Genomic DNA, 16,992 nt, shown 5'->3' with positions numbered 1-16,992 from the left:
AGGCGGTTCCGTCACCCGTCGCATCCAAACATCTCGCCCAACGCAACCAGATGAACGTCCGGAGCGCGCCGCGCCCGCTCACGACACGCTTCGTCGAATCCGTTCCTTGCAAACAGATAAAGCTGGGTGTTCTCCCCTCCCCCAAAGAGTGCAGCACGACGCCGCAATGTGCCCAGCACAGACGCGTCTACCGGCGCGTTGTTCCACTTGCACTCACCGATCACGAGCTCGCCATCGACGCCCCGCACAACGACGTCCACCTCTTCCTCCTGTCGAGTCACGGGGTTGGTCCCCCACCAAGAGCCCATCTCGACGGGAATCATGTCCAGCTCCCCGCCAGCGACCTGCCTCATCAGCCATTGCCGGCAGACCTCCTCGAAGACCGGGCCTACGAAGGTCGAGAGGTCATCGGAGACGATTCTTCTCGCCGCGGCCTCGGCCAGCCCTGACTCCACGGCCGTGCGATAGCGAATCCCAAAACGATAGTGGAACCGAAACAGGTTGTCCGCGATTACATAGCGGACCTGATTCTTCTTGTGATGGCCAACGGGCTCCGTCCGTCGTACAATGGCCAGACGCTCCAGCCGAGAAAGACACTGTTGGACCAGCGGTGACTTGATGCCCGTCCTATCCGAGATCTCTTGAGGCCGCACGCAGCCTCGGGCGATTGCCTCGACAATGGCGTTATAGCTCGAAGGGGACCTGACCTCCTGAAGTAGGAGATTCTCCACCTCGTTGGAGAGAATCGAGCTCGGCGCCAGGAGCCTGTTCGCGATGTTCCACGCCACGCTCCTACGAGCATCGAGTTGCTCGAGGTAGAGGGGGACGCCCCCCGCAAGCGCATAGAACTCGACAGCCTTCGCGGAGTCGGGATTGCCAAGCAGCTGTGCCGCATCGAAGGCGTCGAAGGGATCGAGCTTCATCTGCAGGGTCCTGCGACCGTACAAAGGGCTCTTCTCGCCGAGGACCTGCTCCTCCATAAAGCTCATCGAGGAACCGCACAATACGAGGAACAGCCTGCTTGACTGTTTGTTCTCATCAATCAGCTTCTGAAGAAGTGAGGAGATACCGGGATAGCTCTCGGCGAGATAGGGATACTCGTCGATGACGAAGATGATTCGCTCGCGTTGGGCCATTCTGAACAGAGCCGCAAACGCTTCCGCAAAGGAGCGGTACACGGGGTAGGCCTCCGGAAAAACCGCTGCGCCAGGATACAGGTCATTGTCCGGATATGTGGTTTCCTGGGCCAGCGCCGCGCTCAGACCGTCCAAGTTCTCACGTGCAGTCGTCCGCAGAGCCGTGAAGTAGCACACGTTCTCCTTGTCAGAGACGAACCTGTGGAGTAGGGCGGTCTTTCCAACGCGGCGCCGCCCGTACACAGCAACCATCTGAAAGCCACCGTCCTTGTAGGCACGCTCAAGGTCTGACAGCTCCCGCTCTCTACCGATAAACATTGCCACCTCATACTAAGTTATGACTTACTAAGTTGTATCTTAGTATATTGTAGACAACAAATAATGAGAAGACCTTACCTCATATCGAGCGCACTCCCTAGTCTCTGATGCCAGCGTCATCAAATAGGGCGCAAGACGAGCCGACGCGTGTCCCTCGTACATTAGGTCGCAGTCCTCGATGCACTCAGCCACAACAATCAGAGCGAAGATCAGCACTGTTTTCCACTAGGTTGAAAAAAAGGAGCACAGGTGCTCGGAACGCCGGTCCCAAGGCACCGAGGTCGGCCAGTTGGCTGGGACACCTTGTCCAGCTACACCTATGCCACCCCCACGAGCGCCAGCGCAACCGCCACGACCACCGCGGGCAGCATGTTGGCGGTGTTGAACGTGCGCTCACGCACGAGGTTCACGCCCACGCAGAAGATGAGGATCGACCCCACGCACGAGAGGCTCGCGAGCGCCGCGTCCGTCATGAGCGGCGAGAGGAGCCGCGCGAGCAGCGTCACCGAGCCCTGCAGCACCGCCACCGGCACCGCCGCAAAGAGGCAGCCCACGCCCATCGACGCCGCCATCGAGGCGATGATGAGCGCGTCGAGCACGCCCTTGAGCGCCAGCGTGGACCAGTCGCCGAGGATCCCGTCCTGAATGGCGCCCACCACCGCCATGGCGCCGATGCACACGGTGAAGGTTGCCGTGAGAAAGGCGTCAAGAAAGCGAGCGTTGTCCTGGTTGCCGGAGACGCGCCGCAGCCACGTGCCCAGCCGCTCGAACCACGCGCTGATGTCAAGCAGCTCGCCCACGAGCGTTCCCAGGGCCAGCGACGCCACCACCAGGGCGCTCCCGCCCGAGACCATCGCGCCGTCCTCCCCCACCGAGAGCATGCCCGCGAGCGCCCCGGCCAGCCCGATGAAGAGCACGGCCACGCCCGTGGCGCGCAGCAGGCCCTCCTGCACGCGCTCCGGCACAAGCCGCCCGGCAAGCAGCCCCACGGCTCCGCCGGCCACGATAAGTGCCACGTTGATGATGGTCCCGAGTCCGATCATGTGCTGCCGCCCGTTCTTCTCGCCTGTGCGCCGTGCGCATTGTACGGCACGTGACCGTTGGGCAGACAAGACGTTTGCCTCGGGGCAGGACTGACCGGGTCCTACGGCGCGGATCACGCACCGTTTTCGGTCGTTCTTCTCACCCGGAGCGTCCTAAGACGGTACATAAACCGTTGATGTACTGTTCTCGGACGGTCCCGACGAGAAAAGTGTCCGGTAACGGTGCGTCACAACTGGGCGCACCGTTCTCGGACGTTTCTGGCGAGAAAAACGTCCGAAAACGGTGCGCCGCCACCGGTGCGCCGCAACCGGCCCGGTCAACCAGACCGCAGCCGCCGCAGCCCCGCCCTACTCGAAGTGGTCGTCCGGCAGGTACTTGGCAAACGGCCCGCGGCGGCTCTTGTCCGTGCCCGCGCAGCCGAGCGCGTAGAAGAACCCGAAGACCATGATGAGGATCGGCGCGGCCACGGAGACGTAGACCACGATGACCGACGCCCACATGAAGGCCTGGGCCGCGTCGCCGCCCAGCAGCGGCACCGCCGCCAGAGCAAGGACCGCGAGCCCCACAATCCCGAGCACGCGCCACAGCAGCTTGAAGGCGTGGCCCAGCGTGATCTTCTTGAACCAGAGCACCATGAGGCCCAAGATCACCCCGATGGCGTAGAGCAGCACCGGCGCGGCCAGCACCACGCCAAGCTGCGCCAGCGGCGAGTCGCCCAGCACGTCGGCCACCACGGTCATGTCGCTCATGTGGTACCACGCGAGAAACGCGATGCAGACCGCCGCCACGACCACCCACGCGACAAAGTTACCGATGAACGTAGATTTCCTCATGGCCCGCGACTCCCGCCTCCAGAAAGGTATGCTTCCAAGACAACGCGCCGGCGGCACACCGCTCGCCCCGGCACGACACGTACCAGTATACCCGGGCGAGGCGGACGGCTCGCAGGCGGAGGGAGACACATGGCAAGCGCAACCGACCCAACCACGACCGTCCCAGACGCGGCCGGCCCGGCAGGAGCCCCGGCTGGCGAGAAGCCCCTACGCAAGCGGCTCTACTCCCTCGGCGAGGAGATCGCCAACTCGGTGAGTCACGGCGTCGGCGTGCTGCTGGCCATCGCGGCCCTCGTGCTCTTAATCGTGACGGCCGTCTCCCACGGCGGGGGCGTGCGCCTGGCCGCGGCGCTCATCATGGGCATCTCCCTCATCATCGAGTACCTCTTCTCCACGCTCTACCACGCCCTTGCGCCCGAGAAGGCCAAGGCGGTCTTCCGCGTGCTCGACCACTGCGGCATCTACCTGCTCATCGCCGGCAGCTACGCGCCCTTCTCGCTGGTCACGCTGGCCGACCGCGGCGGCATTCCGCTCTGCGCGGCGGTCTGGGCCGTGGCCGTGGCGGGCATCGTGGCCGAGTGCCTGCTGCGCGAGCGCCAGCCCGCCTGGCTCACCGCGATCGTCTACGTGATCATGGGCTGGCTCGTGATCTTCCGCGTGGGCGACCTCTGGGAGCTGCTCGCGCCGCCCGCGTTCTGGCTGCTTCTGGCCGGTGGCCTCAGCTACACCGTGGGCGCGGTCCTCTACGCCATCAAGAAGGTTCCCTACCTGCACTTCGTCTTCCATCTGTTCACGCTGGCGGGAAGCGTCTGCATCACGCTCTCGGCGCTGCTGTTCGTGGTGTGAGGCCGGACGGCCGGCCGCGGGGCGGCGCGGTGGCGCGGCGCGGTGGCGCGGTGGCGCGGCGCCGGATTCGGCGCCGTTGCGTGCTGGCCGGAGGTGTGCGCGGGATTCGGCGCCGTTGTGCGTTTTCGGTGCCAGAATCAGCGCCCCTGTGCGTGCCGACGCGCACAGACCCCGTACTTCTCGCACCCAAAACGCACACCCCCGGCAAAACCGGCGCAGGGAATCGTGGTCGCCCGGCCGCTACCCGGTCGCCACCCGGTCGTCGCCCGGTCGCCCGGTCGTCGCCTGGTCGTCACACGCCCGCCGGCGCACACTCCCCGGACATCCCGCGCAGCGACCCGCCGGCGCGCTACTATGGGACGCGGCACACACCCGACCCCGAGGAGGGCACATGGTAGACGAGCAGTTCAAGCACGAGGTCGACGCCTACGTCGACGAGGTCTGGGAGGACGTCGTCGCGGACATCGCGCGCCTGGTGCGCCACGAGTCCGTGGAGGACCTCTCTGCGGCGGAGCTCGGCAAGCCCTGGGGGCCTGCCTCCAACGCCGCGCTGGTCGAGGCCGAGGACATGGCCGCGCGCCTGAGCCTCGAGGTGACCGACGTGGAAGGCTACCTGGGCTTTGCCGACGTCCCCGGCGCCTCCGGCCCGGACCGCTACATCGCCACGATCGCCCACACCGACATCGTCCCCCTCGGCCTGGGCTGGCACTTCCCCCCGCTCGAGGTCACGCGCAAGGACGGCTACCTCGTCGGCCGAGGCGTCCAGGACGACAAGGGCCCCTTCGTGGTCTCCCTCTACGCCGCCCACTTCTTCGCGCGCCGCGCGAGCGCAGGCCTGGAGCTTCCCTACACGCTGCGCTGCATCATCGGCAACAACGAGGAGACGGGCATGGGCGACGTACCCCGCTACCTGGGACGCTACCCCGAGCCGCTCTTCTGCTTCTCCCCCGACGCCGACTTCCCGCTCATCTGCGGCGAGAAGGGCCTCTACAGCGGCCGCTTCACCTCCGGCGTCGTCGCCGGCGAGAAGATCGTGGAGCTTGACGGCGGCACCTCGAGCAACGCCATCCCCGGCAACGCCGTGGCAGTCGTGCGCGCCGACGCGGGCTCGCTTCCCGCGGCCGAGCGCATCGCAGTGGAGGGCGCAGGCGAGGGCCTCGCCCGCGTCACGGCCACCGGCGTGGGCGGCCATGCCTCGATGCCGGCCGGCACCGTCAACGCCATCGGCGTGCTCGCGCGCTACCTCCTGGCAAACGACCTCGCGGGCGCCGGCGAGCGCACCTTCCTGGAGCTTCTCGCCCGCCTGACCGAGGACACCGACGGCACCGCAACCGGCATCGCCGCCTCGGACGACAAGTTCGGCGCGCTCACCTGCATCGCCGGCACCGTGCGCACCGTGGACGGCCGCTTCGTCCAGACGGTGGACTCCCGCTTCCCCACCACCACCTCGGCCGAGGCCATCACCGAGCGCCTGAGCTCGGTGGCCGCCGAGTACGGCTGCGCCTTCGAGCAGACCTCCGGCGAGGAGCCCTTCTACATCAGCCCGGACAGCCCCGAGATCCGCGTGCTGCTCAGCACCTACGAGGAGTACGCCGGCAGGCCGGCCAAGGCCTTCACCATCGGCGGCGGCACCTACGCGCGCCACTTCAAGCGCGCCTGTGCCTTCGGCCCGCACGACCCGAGCGAGAAGACGCCGGACTGGGTGGGCATGGAGCACGGTCCCGACGAGGCGGTCTCCGAGGAGAGCCTGCGCCGCGCGCTCAAGATCTACATCGTGTCCATCGCGCGCCTGATGGAGCTCGACCTCTAGGGAACGCGTCGGCGTGTGGCCCGCCCTACCGCACGCCGACGCCGCGCGCCCTACCGCACGCGCATCTCCTCGGTGTCCTCGGCGGTCTCGCGCACGATCCGGCGCAGCACGCGGTCGTGCTCGAGGGCGTCGGCCGAGCGCTCCGGCAGAAAGACCGAGAGCCGGCCGCCGAGCGTGCGGAAGCTCGCCCAGCCGTCGGCGCCCACCACCACGTCGTCCTGCTCGCCGATCACGCAGCCCCAGCGCTCGCCCGCGTGGCGCGTGCCCACGTACATGTGCTTCTCGCCGCCGTCGCGGTCCGTGAGCACCACGGCGAGGCCGCTGCCCGGGTGCTCGTCGTCGCCCTCGCGCGTCCACCCGATGACGTCGGGCGCGTCGAGGAAGTCGTGCTGGGCGCCATAGGCAAAGCGCCGGCGCAGCTCCATCAGGAGCGGCAGCTCGGCCACCGCCGGGATGTTGCCGCCGTTGGGCATCCCGTAGAGGTCCCCGTAGAAGACGCAGGGGTAGCCCGCCTCACGCAGCAGGATGAGCGCGTAGGCCGCCGGCTTGAACCAGCTCTGGACAAAGGACTGGAGCGCCTGGCCGGGCTGCGTGTCGTGGTTCTCGGCAAAGGTCACAGCGTGCACCGGGTCGCGCTCCACGAGCGTGCCCGAGAAGATCTTGGAGAGGTCCACGTCGCCGTTCGAGCAGCTCGCGCGGTAGAGGTTGTAGTGCAGCGGCACGTCGAAGAGGGACATGCACCTCTCGGCGCCGAGGTAGGCCTGGAGCTCGTCTGCCGTGCGGGCCCAGTACTCGCCCACGCAGAAGAGCTCCCGGCCGGCCCGAGAGCGCATCTCGGAAAGCCAGCGCAGGTAGAAGTCCCGGTCGATGTGCTTGAGCGCGTCCAGCCTGAACCCGTCGAGCCCACAGGACCCCACGTACCACGCGCCCCAGCGCACGAGCTCGTCGTACACGCGCGGGTCGTTGACGTCCACGTCGGCACCCATGAGGTAGTCGTAGTTGCCGTTCTCCACACGCTCCACCGCGTCATCCCAGTGCTTGCCCTCAAAGAGGAAGATGCCCTTCCGACGGGTCCTCTCGTCCCAGTCCACGCCGTGGAAGCACGTCCAGTCCCAGGTGAAGTCCGAATAGGCGCCCGCGCGGCCCGGGAAGGTGAAGCGGGTCCACGCGCCGATGGTGAGCGGAGCGCCCGTGGCCTCGTCGCGGTCCTGCGCGCAGACCTCCTGGGCGCGCACGTCCTCCACCCCGTCGGCGCCCATCCGCTGGTTGAGCACGATGTCCGCAAGGGCCTGGATACCGTTTGCGTGGAGCGCGGCGATGGCGGCCTCGTACTCGGCACGCGTGCCGTACTTGGTGCGGACGGTCCCCTTCTGGTCGAACTCGCCGAGGTCGTAGGTGTCGTAAACGCCGTAGCCCACGTCCTGCGCGCCGGCCTGGCCCTTGTAGGCGGGCGGCAGCCACACGGCCGTGATCCCCTCGTAGGCAAAGCTCGGGGCCTGCTCGGCGATGCGCCGCCAGTGCGAGCCGTCGGCCGGCAGGTACCACGAGAACCCCTGGAGCATCGTTCCGTTCATGCGACTTCCTTTCTTGCGCCCACGGGCGGGGCGGGACTTGGCAGCGGACGGTCAGAGCGACACGGCGAGAAGAACCTCGGGGCTGTCGGGTCGGGCACCGGCGGGGCGCGCTCCGTCTAGGCGGCCGCCGACGCCGTCACGCGCGGCCGCCGACGCTGCGGGCCTCAGGCGTCGGCCCCCTCGTCCGCAGGCGAGACGGTGGCGGCGCCCACGGACTGGGCGAGCAGCTCCTCGGGCGAGGGCTGGCGCAGGATGCGCGCGGCCAGGTAGGTGCAGGACACCATGAACAGCAGGTCGAGCACGAGGTCGAAGGACACGCCCATGAGCCCGACCGTCACGAGCGCCACCACCACGCGCACCACGTCCGTCACCGTGACGAGCGCCGCCAGGAAGAGGAACGGGCGGATCTTGGACGGCCGGTTTGAGCCCCAGATGCCGAGGCACCCCACGAGCAGGTTGATGCCCGCCGACACCGCGCCGGCCACCATCAGCGCAAAGGTCGCCCCGGTCACGGTGATGTCCATGCCGGAGATGGTGGCCTGCTCCCCCTCCCCGTAGACGAGCAGGGCGGCGGTCAGCACGGCCGTCACCACGGCCGTGAGCACGCCCTTGAGGACGGTGATCTCTGAGAGCAGGTGCAGCACGCGCTGGTAGCGCGAGCGGAGGAAGGTCTCGCCGGTGACGCCGTGGTCGTGCTCCTCCTTCACCTTGTCCGCGAGGCGCGAGCAGACGAGCACGTAGACGATCGTGGTGACAAGCACGACGGGGTTGAACAGGATGAAGCTGCCCACGCCCCAGCCCCAGACGATGGCCACGAGCACGGCCAGGCCCACGAGGTAGCACAGGAACCGGTAGGGGCCCACGCGCGCCGAGTTGTTGGACGCCGCAAGACCGAGGACCGCCGTGAGGATGAGCAGCCCCGCCGCCACGACGATGATGACGCCGAAGGTGGCGACGGTCCAGACGTCGCCGCCCGGCAGCGCCCCAAGGACGTTTGCGACAAGCAGCGCCACGCCTCCGGCAAGCACGGCCACGCCGATGATCGCCATGAGAATCGAGACGATCCGCAGCACCGCCTGGGCAGGCGTGCGCGGGACGGATGGCTCAAGATCGATCACGTATGGCTCCCCTTCTCCTTGTCGCTCGGATGTGGGGAGTATACCCAACTGTGCGGGAGCGCCCTCATGGGGTCAGCGGCCGCGAAGCGCAACGGGCGGCCGCGCACGCCGTCACGCGAAGGCGGCGAGCTCGTAGGCGGTGGGCTCGGCGAGGTAGCCGCGCTCGTCGAGGGCGGCGGCAATCTCGTCAAGGGCGTCCTCGGTCGGGGCGCTCACGTGGTGGAAGTGGTAGCCGTCGGTCACCTGCATGAGGGGAGCGGACACGCCCGAGGAGAGCTCGCCCATGAACCGCTCGACGTCGCGGCGGCTGCCCACGCCGAGGTGCGTGGAGAGCTTGCCGTAGACGCGGTGGTTCACGAAGACGTCCTCCACGCATCCGCCGAGGTCGACGATGCAGGTCAGCTCGTCGGCGGTCTCGGACACGTCGTGGCGGCACTTGAAGAGGCGCACGGGGCGCGCCGGCGCGGGCGACTCCAGCACGTAGCCGCGGTTCGTCGAGACGATCTTCTCGCCGCGGGAGCGCAGCAGCGCCACGTCGGTCACCACCACCTGGCGGCTCACCCCGCAGCGCTCGGCGAGAAGGGCCCCGCTCACGGGCCCCGACGCCTTGCGGAGCTCCTGGATGATCTGCGCGCGACGGGCGTCGCCGGACGTCATCCCAGAACCTCGAGGTGCTTGAGGGAGAGGTCGAGGATCGGCGCGGAGTGGGTGAGCGCCCCGCACGAGACGAAGTCCACGCCGAGGTCGGCGTAGGCCGCGGCATTGGCGGCGTCCACGTTGCCGGAGGCCTCGGTCTGCGCGCGCCCGGCCACGAGCGCCACCGCCTCGGCCATCTGCTCGTGGTCCATGTTGTCGAGCATGATAATGTCGGCGCCGGCCTCCACGGCCTCGGCCACCATGTCGAGCGTCTCGCACTCCACCTCGACCTTGTCCACGAAGGGAGCCGAAGCCCGGGCCGCGGCCACGGCCTGCGAGACGCCGCCCGCGGCGTCGATGTGGTTGTCCTTGAGCAGCACGCCGTCGGAGAGGCCGAAGCGGTGCATCCCGCCGCCACCCAACCGCACGGCCTCGCGCTCGAAGAGGCGCATGCCCGGCGTGGTCTTGCGCGTGCACACGAGCGTGGTGCCGGTGCCCGCAAGCGCCGCGGCCACGCGCCGGGTGTAGGTGGCGATGCCGCTCATGCGCTGCAGGTAGTTGAGGGCGGTCCGCTCCCCCTCAAGGAGGGCCCGGACGTCGCCCTCCACCACGGCGAGCACCTGGCCGAAGGAGACCTCGTCGCCGTCGGCCACGCGGGCCTCCACGTGCGAGGCGGGGTCGAGCAGCTCAAAGACGCGCGAGAAGACCGCGAGGCCGGCGATCACGCCGTCGGCCTTGGCGATGAGCTGCACGCGACCGGGACGGGCCTCCGGCATCACGGCCATCGTGGACACGTCGCCAAAGGGCATGTCCTCCCTGAGCGCCGCACGGATGTGGTCGTCCATCTGCATCTGAACCATCGGATCCGTCATCGTCTCTCCTCTCGGGACCGGCCGGGCCGCGCGGCGCGGGTTCTTCTCGCCTGCGGGGCCCGTGCCTGGCGGGCGTCTGCCCCGCCTGCCGGCAGCCCCGGCAGGCCCGTCCCAGTATTGTCTCACTCGGCGCCGGTCAGAAGCGCCACGTCCGTCACGTCTCGCGAGCCGGCGATGAAGCGCGAGCGCTCCCGCGCCGCGGCCGCGAGCTGGGCCGCCGTGTCCTCGGCAAAGCGGTCGCGCATAATCTTGTCGGCCGCCCGCTGCGCGAAGACGAGCGACTCGAGCAGGCTGTTGGAGGCCAGGCGGTTGCGACCGTGCACCCCGTTGCAGCAGGTCTCACCGCAGGCAAAGAGGTGCGGCAGCGTGGTCTCGGAGTCGGAGTCCACGTGGATGCCTCCCATGAAGTAGTGCTGCGCGGGCACCACCGGGATCGGCTCCTCCCGGATGTCGTAGCCCTCCTCGAGACAGTGCTCGAGGATGTGGGTGAAGTGGCCCTCTATGGTGGCGCGCGGCACGTCCCTGAACGAGAGCCAGACGTGCTCGGACCCCTCCTCGGCCATCTTGGCGAGGATCGCGGCCGAGACCACGTCACGCGGCTGCAGCTCGTCGCAGAAGCGCTCCCCGCGCGCGTCGAGAAGGACGGCGCCCTCGCCGCGGGCGCTCTCGGAGATGAGGAAGGCGCGGCCGGGCCGGCTGGTCCAGAGGGTCGTGGGGTGGATCTGCACGTAGTCCATGTGCTCGAGCAGCACGCCGTGCTCGGCAGCGATCCGGCAGCCGTCCCCGGTGAGGCAGCCGAAGTTGGTGGAGTGGGAGTAGAGCCCGCCCACGCCGCCGGTGGCCATGACCGTGGCGTCGGCGGTGATCTCCAGGCGCGCGCCGTCGGCGGCCGTGGCCACCACGCCGCGGCAGACGCGCCGGCCGGAGGCGTCGAAGCCCTCGATGACGTCGGTCATGCAGGTGTGCTCGAGGATACGGGCGTTGGGCAGCTCACGGACGCAGGCAAGCAGGTGCTCGGTGATCTCCTTGCCCGTGACGTCCTCGTGGTAGACGATGCGCGGGCGGGAGTGCGCGCCCTCGCGCGTGTAGTCGAGGCTGCCGTCCGCGCGGCGCGCAAAGCGCACGCCCCGCTTGATGAGGTCGTCGATGATCGGGCGGCTTGCGCGGATCATGAGGTCCACGCTCTCCAGGCGGTTCTCGTAGTGGCCGGCGCGCAGCGTGTCCTCGAAGAAGGACTCGTAGTCCCCGGCGTCATGCAGGACGCAGATGCCGCCCTGGGCGAGCATGGAGTCGCAGTGGTCGACCTCCTCCTTGGAGAGCATGACCACGGAGAGCGCGGCGGGCAGGTTGAGCGCGCAGTAGAGGCCGGCCACGCCGCAGCCGACGATCACGACGTCGCAGTCCATGGTGCGGGCGGCGCGGGCCACCGCTGCCGCGGCGGCCATCAGCGTGCCCCCAGCTCGAGCATGCGCGTGAGCGCCGCCCGCGCCCCGTCGGCGACCTCGGGCGCGGGCATCCCCACCTCGCCGGAGCCGTCGCGCAGGCAGGCCGCGAGCTTCTCGGCCGTGATGCGCTCCATGTCCGGGCAGACCGGGCGCGTGGGCGGGAAGTGGAAGCGCTTGCCGGTGCCGGCGCAGCGGCGCTCGAGCTCGGCACGGACGCCGTCCACCGTGACGATGATGTAGTCGGTGGCGGTGCCGGCGGCCGCCGCCTCGATGATCTCGGCCGTGGAGCCCGCCACGTCGGCAAGCGCGAGCACATCCTCGCCGCACTCGGGGTGCGCGAGCACCGGGGCCCCGGGGTACGCCGCCCGAAGCGCCGCGACCTCGGCGGCGGAGACAGCCTGGTGGATGGGGCAGAAGCCGTCGTTCAAGATCACGTTCTTCTCGCCGACCTGGCCCGCCACGTAGCGGCCGAGGTGGCGGTCCGGGACGAAGAGCACGTTCTGCTGCGGGAGCGCCCGGACAATCCGCACCGCGTTGGACGAGGTCACGCAGACGTCCGACCACGACTTCACCTCGGCCGTGGAGTTGACGTAGCAGGCGACGGCGAGGTCGTCGCCGTAGCGCTCGCGCACCTCGTCCACGGTCTCGCGGCGCACCATGTGGGCCATCGGGCAGTCGGAGCTGGGGTCCGGCATGAGCACGACCTTGTCCGGCGAGAGGAGCTTGGCGCTCTCCGCCATGAACCGCACGCCCGCAAAGACGAGCGTCCGGTTGGGCAGCGTGGCCGCCAGGCGCGCCAGCGCGAAGGAGTCCCCCACGTGGTCAGCCAGCTCCTGAACCTCGGCAGGCACGTAGTAGTGCGCCAGCACCACGGCGTCCCGCTCCCTCTTGAGGCGCGCCACCTCGGCGCGCAGCTCGTCCGTCACCATGTCGGCTCCCCTCTTCGGCAAACCTCGTCAGTATGACAGCAAACTTGACAGGTGACAAGACAGTAAGCACGGGGGCACGGCACAAACGAGGGAGCGGCGGAGTGTCCGCCGCCCCGAGCGAGGCGCGCGGCGCGGACAGAAGCGACCCGGCCGCGGATGTCGCGGTCGGGCCGCTGGGCGAGCGGACGCGGCGGGCGCGCGGCGGCGGGACCCTGGCCGGGCCGCCGGGCGCGCGAGCCACAGGCGGAGGGTTCTTCTCGCCTACTCGTCGAACTGCGAGTTGTAGAGCTCCGCGTAGAAGCCGCCGGCCGCGAGCAGCTCCTCGTGAGTGCCCTTCTCCACGACGTCGCCGTTGCGCAGCACCAGGATGACGTCGGCGTTGCGGATGGTGGAGAGCCGGTGCGCGATCACGAAGCTCGTGCGGCCCACCATGAGCGCGTCCATCGCGCGCTGAATGAGCTCCTCGGTACGCGTGTCCACGTTCGAGGTGGCCTCGTCCAGGATGAGGATCGGCCGGTCGGCCAGCACGGCGCGCGCGATGGTCACGAGCTGCCGCTGGCCCTGGGAGAGGTTGGTCCCCTCCTCGTTGATCACGAAGTCGTAGCCACCGGCCAGCGTGTGGATGAAGTGGTCGCAGCGCGCCGCGCGGGCCGCGGCCTCCACCTCCTCGTCGGTGGCGTCGGGCCGGCCGTAGCGGATATTCTCGCGGATGGTGCCGTTGAAGAGCCAGGTGTCCTGCAGCACCATGGCAAACTGCCCGCGCAGCTCGGAGCGGTCCCAGCTGCGCACGTCCAGGCCGTCCACCTTGAGCGAGCCGCCGTCCACGTCCCAGAAGCGCTGGAGCAGCTTGATGAGCGTGGTCTTGCCGGCGCCGGTGGGGCCCACGATGGCCACGGTCTGGCCGGGCTCCGCCACGCAGGAGAAGTCGTGGATGACGTCGTTTCCGGGCACGTAGCCAAAGCGCACGTGGTCGAACTCCACGCGGCCCTCGCGGCGGGCGGGAAGCTCGGGGTGCTCCGGCTCGGTCTCCTCCGGGGCGTCCAGGAACTCGAAGACGCGCTCCACGGCCGCCGCCATGGACTGCATGGTGTTGGAGACGTTGGCCAGCTGCTGGACCGGCTGCGTGAAGTTGCGCACGTACTGGATGAAGCTCTGGATGTCGCCGGGCATGACCGTGCCGTTGAGCGCGAGCCCCGCGCCCACCACAACGACGCCCACGTAGCCCATGTTGCCCACGAGGCTCATGAGCGGCATCATCAGGCCGGAAAGGAACTGGCTGCGCCACGCGCTCGTGAACAGGCGGTCGTTCTCCCGCTCGAACTCCTCCACGGAGGCGTCGGCGCGGTCGAACACCTGGATCACGCTCTGGCCCGCGAAGTCCTCCTCCACGATGCCGTTCACCGTGCCGAGCACCGTCTGCTGCTCGCGGAAGTAGCGCTGCGAGAAGTGCACCACCACGCCCACGATGAGGATCGACGCCGGCAGCGTCAGCACCGTCACGCCCGTCAGCGTGAGGTTGATCGAGAGCATCATCGCGAGCACGCCCACGATCTGCGTGACGGAGGTGATGAGCTGCGTGATCGACTGGTTGAGCGACTGGCCGAGGGTGTCCACGTCGTTGGTGATGCGGCTGAGCACGTCGCCCTTGCTGTGGCCGTTGAAGTAGCTCATCGGGACCACCGCGATCTTCTCGGCGATCTCGGCGCGCATGCGGTAGCAGATCTTCTGCGTGACGCCGGTCATGAGCCAGCCCTGGACGAGGTTGCACCCCGAGCTCAGCAGGTAGATGCCCAGAAGCCCCAGCAGCGTGGCGCCGATCCAGGCAAAGTCGACGGAGCCGGTGCCCTGGACCGTGGCCACCAGGCCCTCGTAGAGCTTCGTGGTGACCGAGCCGAGCACGCGCGGCCCCACGATGTTGAACACCACCGAGCACACGGCAAACACCAGGGCGAGAAGAACCGCGACCTTGTGGGCGCCCACGTAGCCCAGCAGGTGGCGCATCGTGCCCTTGAAGTCCTTTGCGCGCTCGACGGAGCGCCCATGTCCTGCGCGCGGCATCAGCGCTCACCTCCCTTCGTCGTGCGGCCGTCCAAGGCGGGGTCAGGCACGGCGCCCTTCTTGACGGGCGCGGCGCCCTTCTCGCCAGCTGCACCGTCCTTCTCGCCGGGTGCGCCGCCGTCCAGGACGGCCGCGACCTCCTGCTCCGTGAGGCCGAGCTCGGATGCGGAGAGCTGGCTCTGCGCGATCTCCAGGTAGGTGGGGCAGCTGCGCAGGAGCTGCTCGTGCGTGCCCTGGCCGACCACGTGGCCCTCGTCCAGGACGAGGATCTCGTCGGCGTGCATGATCGTGGCGATGCGCTGCGCCACCACCACGACGGCCGTGTCCGTGAGCGAGCGCGCCACCTCCTCGCGCAGCGCCGCGTCGGTCTTGTAGTCGAGCGCGGAGAACGAGTCGTCAAAGACCACGACCTCCGGGTGCTTGGCCAGGGCGCGGGCGATGGCCAGGCGCTGTCGCTGGCCGCCGGAGACGTTGGTGCCGCCCTGGCTGATCGGGCTCTCCCAGCCGCCCTCGCGGCCCTCGATGAAGTCGGTGGCCTGGGCGATGCGGGCGGCCTCGCGCATGTCCGCGTCGCTGACCTTCTCGCCGGCGAACTTCAGGTTGGACTCCACGGTGCCGGAGAAGAGCATGCCCTGCTGCGGGATGTAGCCGATGCGGGCGCGCAGCTCGGAGAGGTCCCAGTCCCGCACGTCCACGCCGTCGAGCAGCACGCCGCCGCCCGTGACGTCGTAGAGGCGCGGAATGAGCTGCACGAGTGTGGACTTGCCCGAGCCCGTGGAGCCGATGATGCCGGTCATCCTCCCGGCGTGGGTGGTGAATGAGACGCCCTGGATGACGTCGTTTCGGGCGTCGGGGTACTGGAAGCTCACGTCGCGGAAGGTGAGCTCGCCGCGCGGCGCGCCCGCGGCGGGCAGCTTGGGCCTGGCCGGGCTCTTGATGGAGACCGGGCACTCGACGACCTCCTCGATGCGCTCGGCGGCGACCTCGGCGCGCGGCAGGATCACGGAGACCATCGTGAGCATCATGAACGCCATGACGATCTGCATGGTGTAGGAGATGAAGGCCATCATGTCGCCGACCTGCATGACGCCGTCCGAGACCCCGTGGCTGCCAAACCACACGATCATCACCGTCACGCAGTTCATCACGAACATCAGAAGCGGCATCATGAAGCTCATGGCGCGGTTGGTGAACAGCTGCGTCTCCATGAGGTCGCGGCTGGCGCCGTCAAAGCGCGCGAGCTCGCGGCGCTGCTGGCCGAAGGCGCGGATCGGCATGATGCCGTCGAGCATCTCGCGCGCCACCAGGTTCACGCGGTCCACGAAGCGCTGCATGCTCTTGAACTTGGGCATCGTGAGGCCCAGCAGCACGCCCACGATGGCGAGCACCGCGATGACGGCCACGCCGATGGTCCACTCCAGGCCCGTCGAGGTGGCGAGCACCCGCATCACGGCCACGACCCCCATGATCGGGGCGAGAAGGACCAGGCGCATGAACATCGTCACGGCCATCTGGACCTGCTGGACGTCGTTGGTGCAGCGGGTGATCAGAGACGCCTGGGAGAACCGGTTGACCTCGGCCGGCGAGAACTGCATGACGTGCGCGAAGGTCTCCCGGCGCAGGTCGCGCGCGATGGTGGCGGCGGTGTGGGAGGCAACGGCGCCCGTGAGGACCGTGGCCACCAGGGAGACGAGGCACAGGCCGAACATCGTGAGGGCCGTGCGGCCGAGGTAGGCGTTCTGGACGTCTGCGGCGGCGATGCCCTGGGCGGCGTACTCGGCGCTCACGTAGGAGACCGCGCGCTGCTCCACGATCGATCCGCTCATGGAGCCCATCTGGTCTCCGAGGGCGGTGGCCGCCTGGGCGAGCTGCGTGCGCGAGACGAGCCCGGCGCCCACCGCGGCGCGCACCGCGTCGAGGTCGAGAGTGCCCGCGGAGGCGAGCGCCGGGTCGCCGAGGGCGGAGGCGTCCACGCCCTGCTCGAGGGCGAGCACGGCCACCTCGGGCAGGCTCATGGCCTGGGCGAGCTCGGAGTCCGCGTCCTTCTCGGCGGCGCTGCCCTGGTAGGCGCGGATGCCGGAGCCGTCCGCGAGGGCGTAGGCGGCCTCGACGAGCGCGACCTCGTCGTCGCTCATGAAGAGCTCGAGGTCGGAGAGGGAGCTGGCGCGGATGGTGTCCGGCACCGGAGACTCGATGCCGCCCTGCTGGATGCCCACGTCCACGATCTCGCTCATGAGCGTGGGCAGGGCCAGGTCCGCGTTGGACTGGACCACGAGCAGCGCGATCACCGCCAGGACGGCGAGCACGTGGTTCCTGAAGAGCTTGACAATCCTCATTCGGCGGCCTCCTCGCGGGCGGGGGCGGCTGCGGGGG

13 protein-coding genes are annotated in these 16,992 nt (G+C 69.0%); 2 read left to right on the top strand and 11 right to left on the bottom strand.

Translation table 11 applies throughout. The features are described from left to right. Window positions 1–11: 11 nt before the first annotated feature. The 3 genes from H9X80_RS06070 to H9X80_RS06060 all read right to left on the bottom strand — a co-directional run bounded on the left by H9X80_RS06070 (window position 12) and on the right by H9X80_RS06060 (window position 3,331). Window positions 12–1,454 (bottom strand): ATP-binding protein, encoded by a 1,443-nt coding sequence (locus H9X80_RS06070; RefSeq protein ID WP_204793452.1) that lies wholly within the window; start codon window positions 1,452–1,454, stop codon window positions 12–14. Between the two features lie 317 nt (window positions 1,455–1,771). Next, complete coding sequence (locus H9X80_RS06065; protein WP_204793451.1) at window positions 1,772–2,497, bottom strand: DUF554 domain-containing protein; 726 nt, start codon at window positions 2,495–2,497, stop codon at window positions 1,772–1,774. Window positions 2,498–2,845: 348 nt separating this feature from the next. Beyond that, a complete protein-coding gene (locus tag H9X80_RS06060; RefSeq protein WP_204793450.1) occupies window positions 2,846–3,331 on the bottom strand; it encodes a hypothetical protein in 486 nt (161 codons plus the stop codon). Window positions 3,332–3,460: 129 nt separating this feature from the next. Between H9X80_RS06060 and trhA the strand changes: the two genes are divergently transcribed. Next, window positions 3,461–4,177: a PAQR family membrane homeostasis protein TrhA gene (gene trhA / locus H9X80_RS06055; protein ID WP_204793449.1), complete on the top strand. Its 717-nt coding sequence runs from the start codon at window positions 3,461–3,463 to the stop codon at window positions 4,175–4,177. Between the two features lie 391 nt (window positions 4,178–4,568). Further along, on the top strand, window positions 4,569–5,987 hold the full coding sequence (locus H9X80_RS06050) for a Sapep family Mn(2+)-dependent dipeptidase (RefSeq protein ID WP_204793448.1): 1,419 nt from the start codon (window positions 4,569–4,571) through the stop codon (window positions 5,985–5,987). A gap of 50 nt (window positions 5,988–6,037) precedes the next feature. Here H9X80_RS06050 and H9X80_RS06045 read toward each other — a convergent pair whose 3' ends face one another. The 8 genes from H9X80_RS06045 to H9X80_RS06010 all read right to left on the bottom strand — a co-directional run bounded on the left by H9X80_RS06045 (window position 6,038) and on the right by H9X80_RS06010 (window position 16,955). Then, window positions 6,038–7,561: an alpha-amylase gene (locus H9X80_RS06045; RefSeq protein ID WP_204793447.1), complete on the bottom strand. Its 1,524-nt coding sequence runs from the start codon at window positions 7,559–7,561 to the stop codon at window positions 6,038–6,040. Between the two features lie 164 nt (window positions 7,562–7,725). Then, window positions 7,726–8,679: a hypothetical protein gene (locus tag H9X80_RS06040; protein ID WP_204793446.1), complete on the bottom strand. Its 954-nt coding sequence runs from the start codon at window positions 8,677–8,679 to the stop codon at window positions 7,726–7,728. 111 nt (window positions 8,680–8,790) lie between these two features. Next, complete coding sequence (locus H9X80_RS06035) at window positions 8,791–9,336, bottom strand: transcription repressor NadR (RefSeq protein WP_204793445.1); 546 nt, start codon at window positions 9,334–9,336, stop codon at window positions 8,791–8,793. Next, window positions 9,333–10,187 (bottom strand): carboxylating nicotinate-nucleotide diphosphorylase, encoded by an 855-nt coding sequence (gene nadC, locus H9X80_RS06030; RefSeq protein WP_204793444.1) that lies wholly within the window; start codon window positions 10,185–10,187, stop codon window positions 9,333–9,335. Before nadC ends, H9X80_RS06035 begins: the two co-directional genes overlap by 4 nt. Window positions 10,188–10,309: 122 nt before the next feature. Then, window positions 10,310–11,632 (bottom strand): L-aspartate oxidase, encoded by a 1,323-nt coding sequence (locus H9X80_RS06025; RefSeq protein WP_239471707.1) that lies wholly within the window; start codon window positions 11,630–11,632, stop codon window positions 10,310–10,312. Next, window positions 11,632–12,561, bottom strand: coding sequence for a quinolinate synthase NadA (nadA, locus tag H9X80_RS06020; protein WP_204793443.1), 930 nt, complete (start codon window positions 12,559–12,561; stop codon window positions 11,632–11,634). Before nadA ends, H9X80_RS06025 begins: the two co-directional genes overlap by 1 nt. A gap of 261 nt (window positions 12,562–12,822) precedes the next feature. Next, on the bottom strand, window positions 12,823–14,619 hold the full coding sequence (locus H9X80_RS06015; protein WP_204793442.1) for an ABC transporter ATP-binding protein: 1,797 nt from the start codon (window positions 14,617–14,619) through the stop codon (window positions 12,823–12,825). Continuing rightward, window positions 14,619–16,955 (bottom strand): ABC transporter ATP-binding protein, encoded by a 2,337-nt coding sequence (locus H9X80_RS06010; RefSeq protein ID WP_204793441.1) that lies wholly within the window; start codon window positions 16,953–16,955, stop codon window positions 14,619–14,621. Before H9X80_RS06010 ends, H9X80_RS06015 begins: the two co-directional genes overlap by 1 nt. Between the last annotated feature and the right edge of the window lie 37 nt (window positions 16,956–16,992).

This window comes from Olsenella profusa, assembly GCF_016900315.1.
In the GTDB taxonomy this organism is placed as follows: domain Bacteria; phylum Actinomycetota; class Coriobacteriia; order Coriobacteriales; family Atopobiaceae; genus Thermophilibacter; species Thermophilibacter profusus_A.
This window is presented reverse-complemented; position numbering and strand designations above follow the sequence as displayed.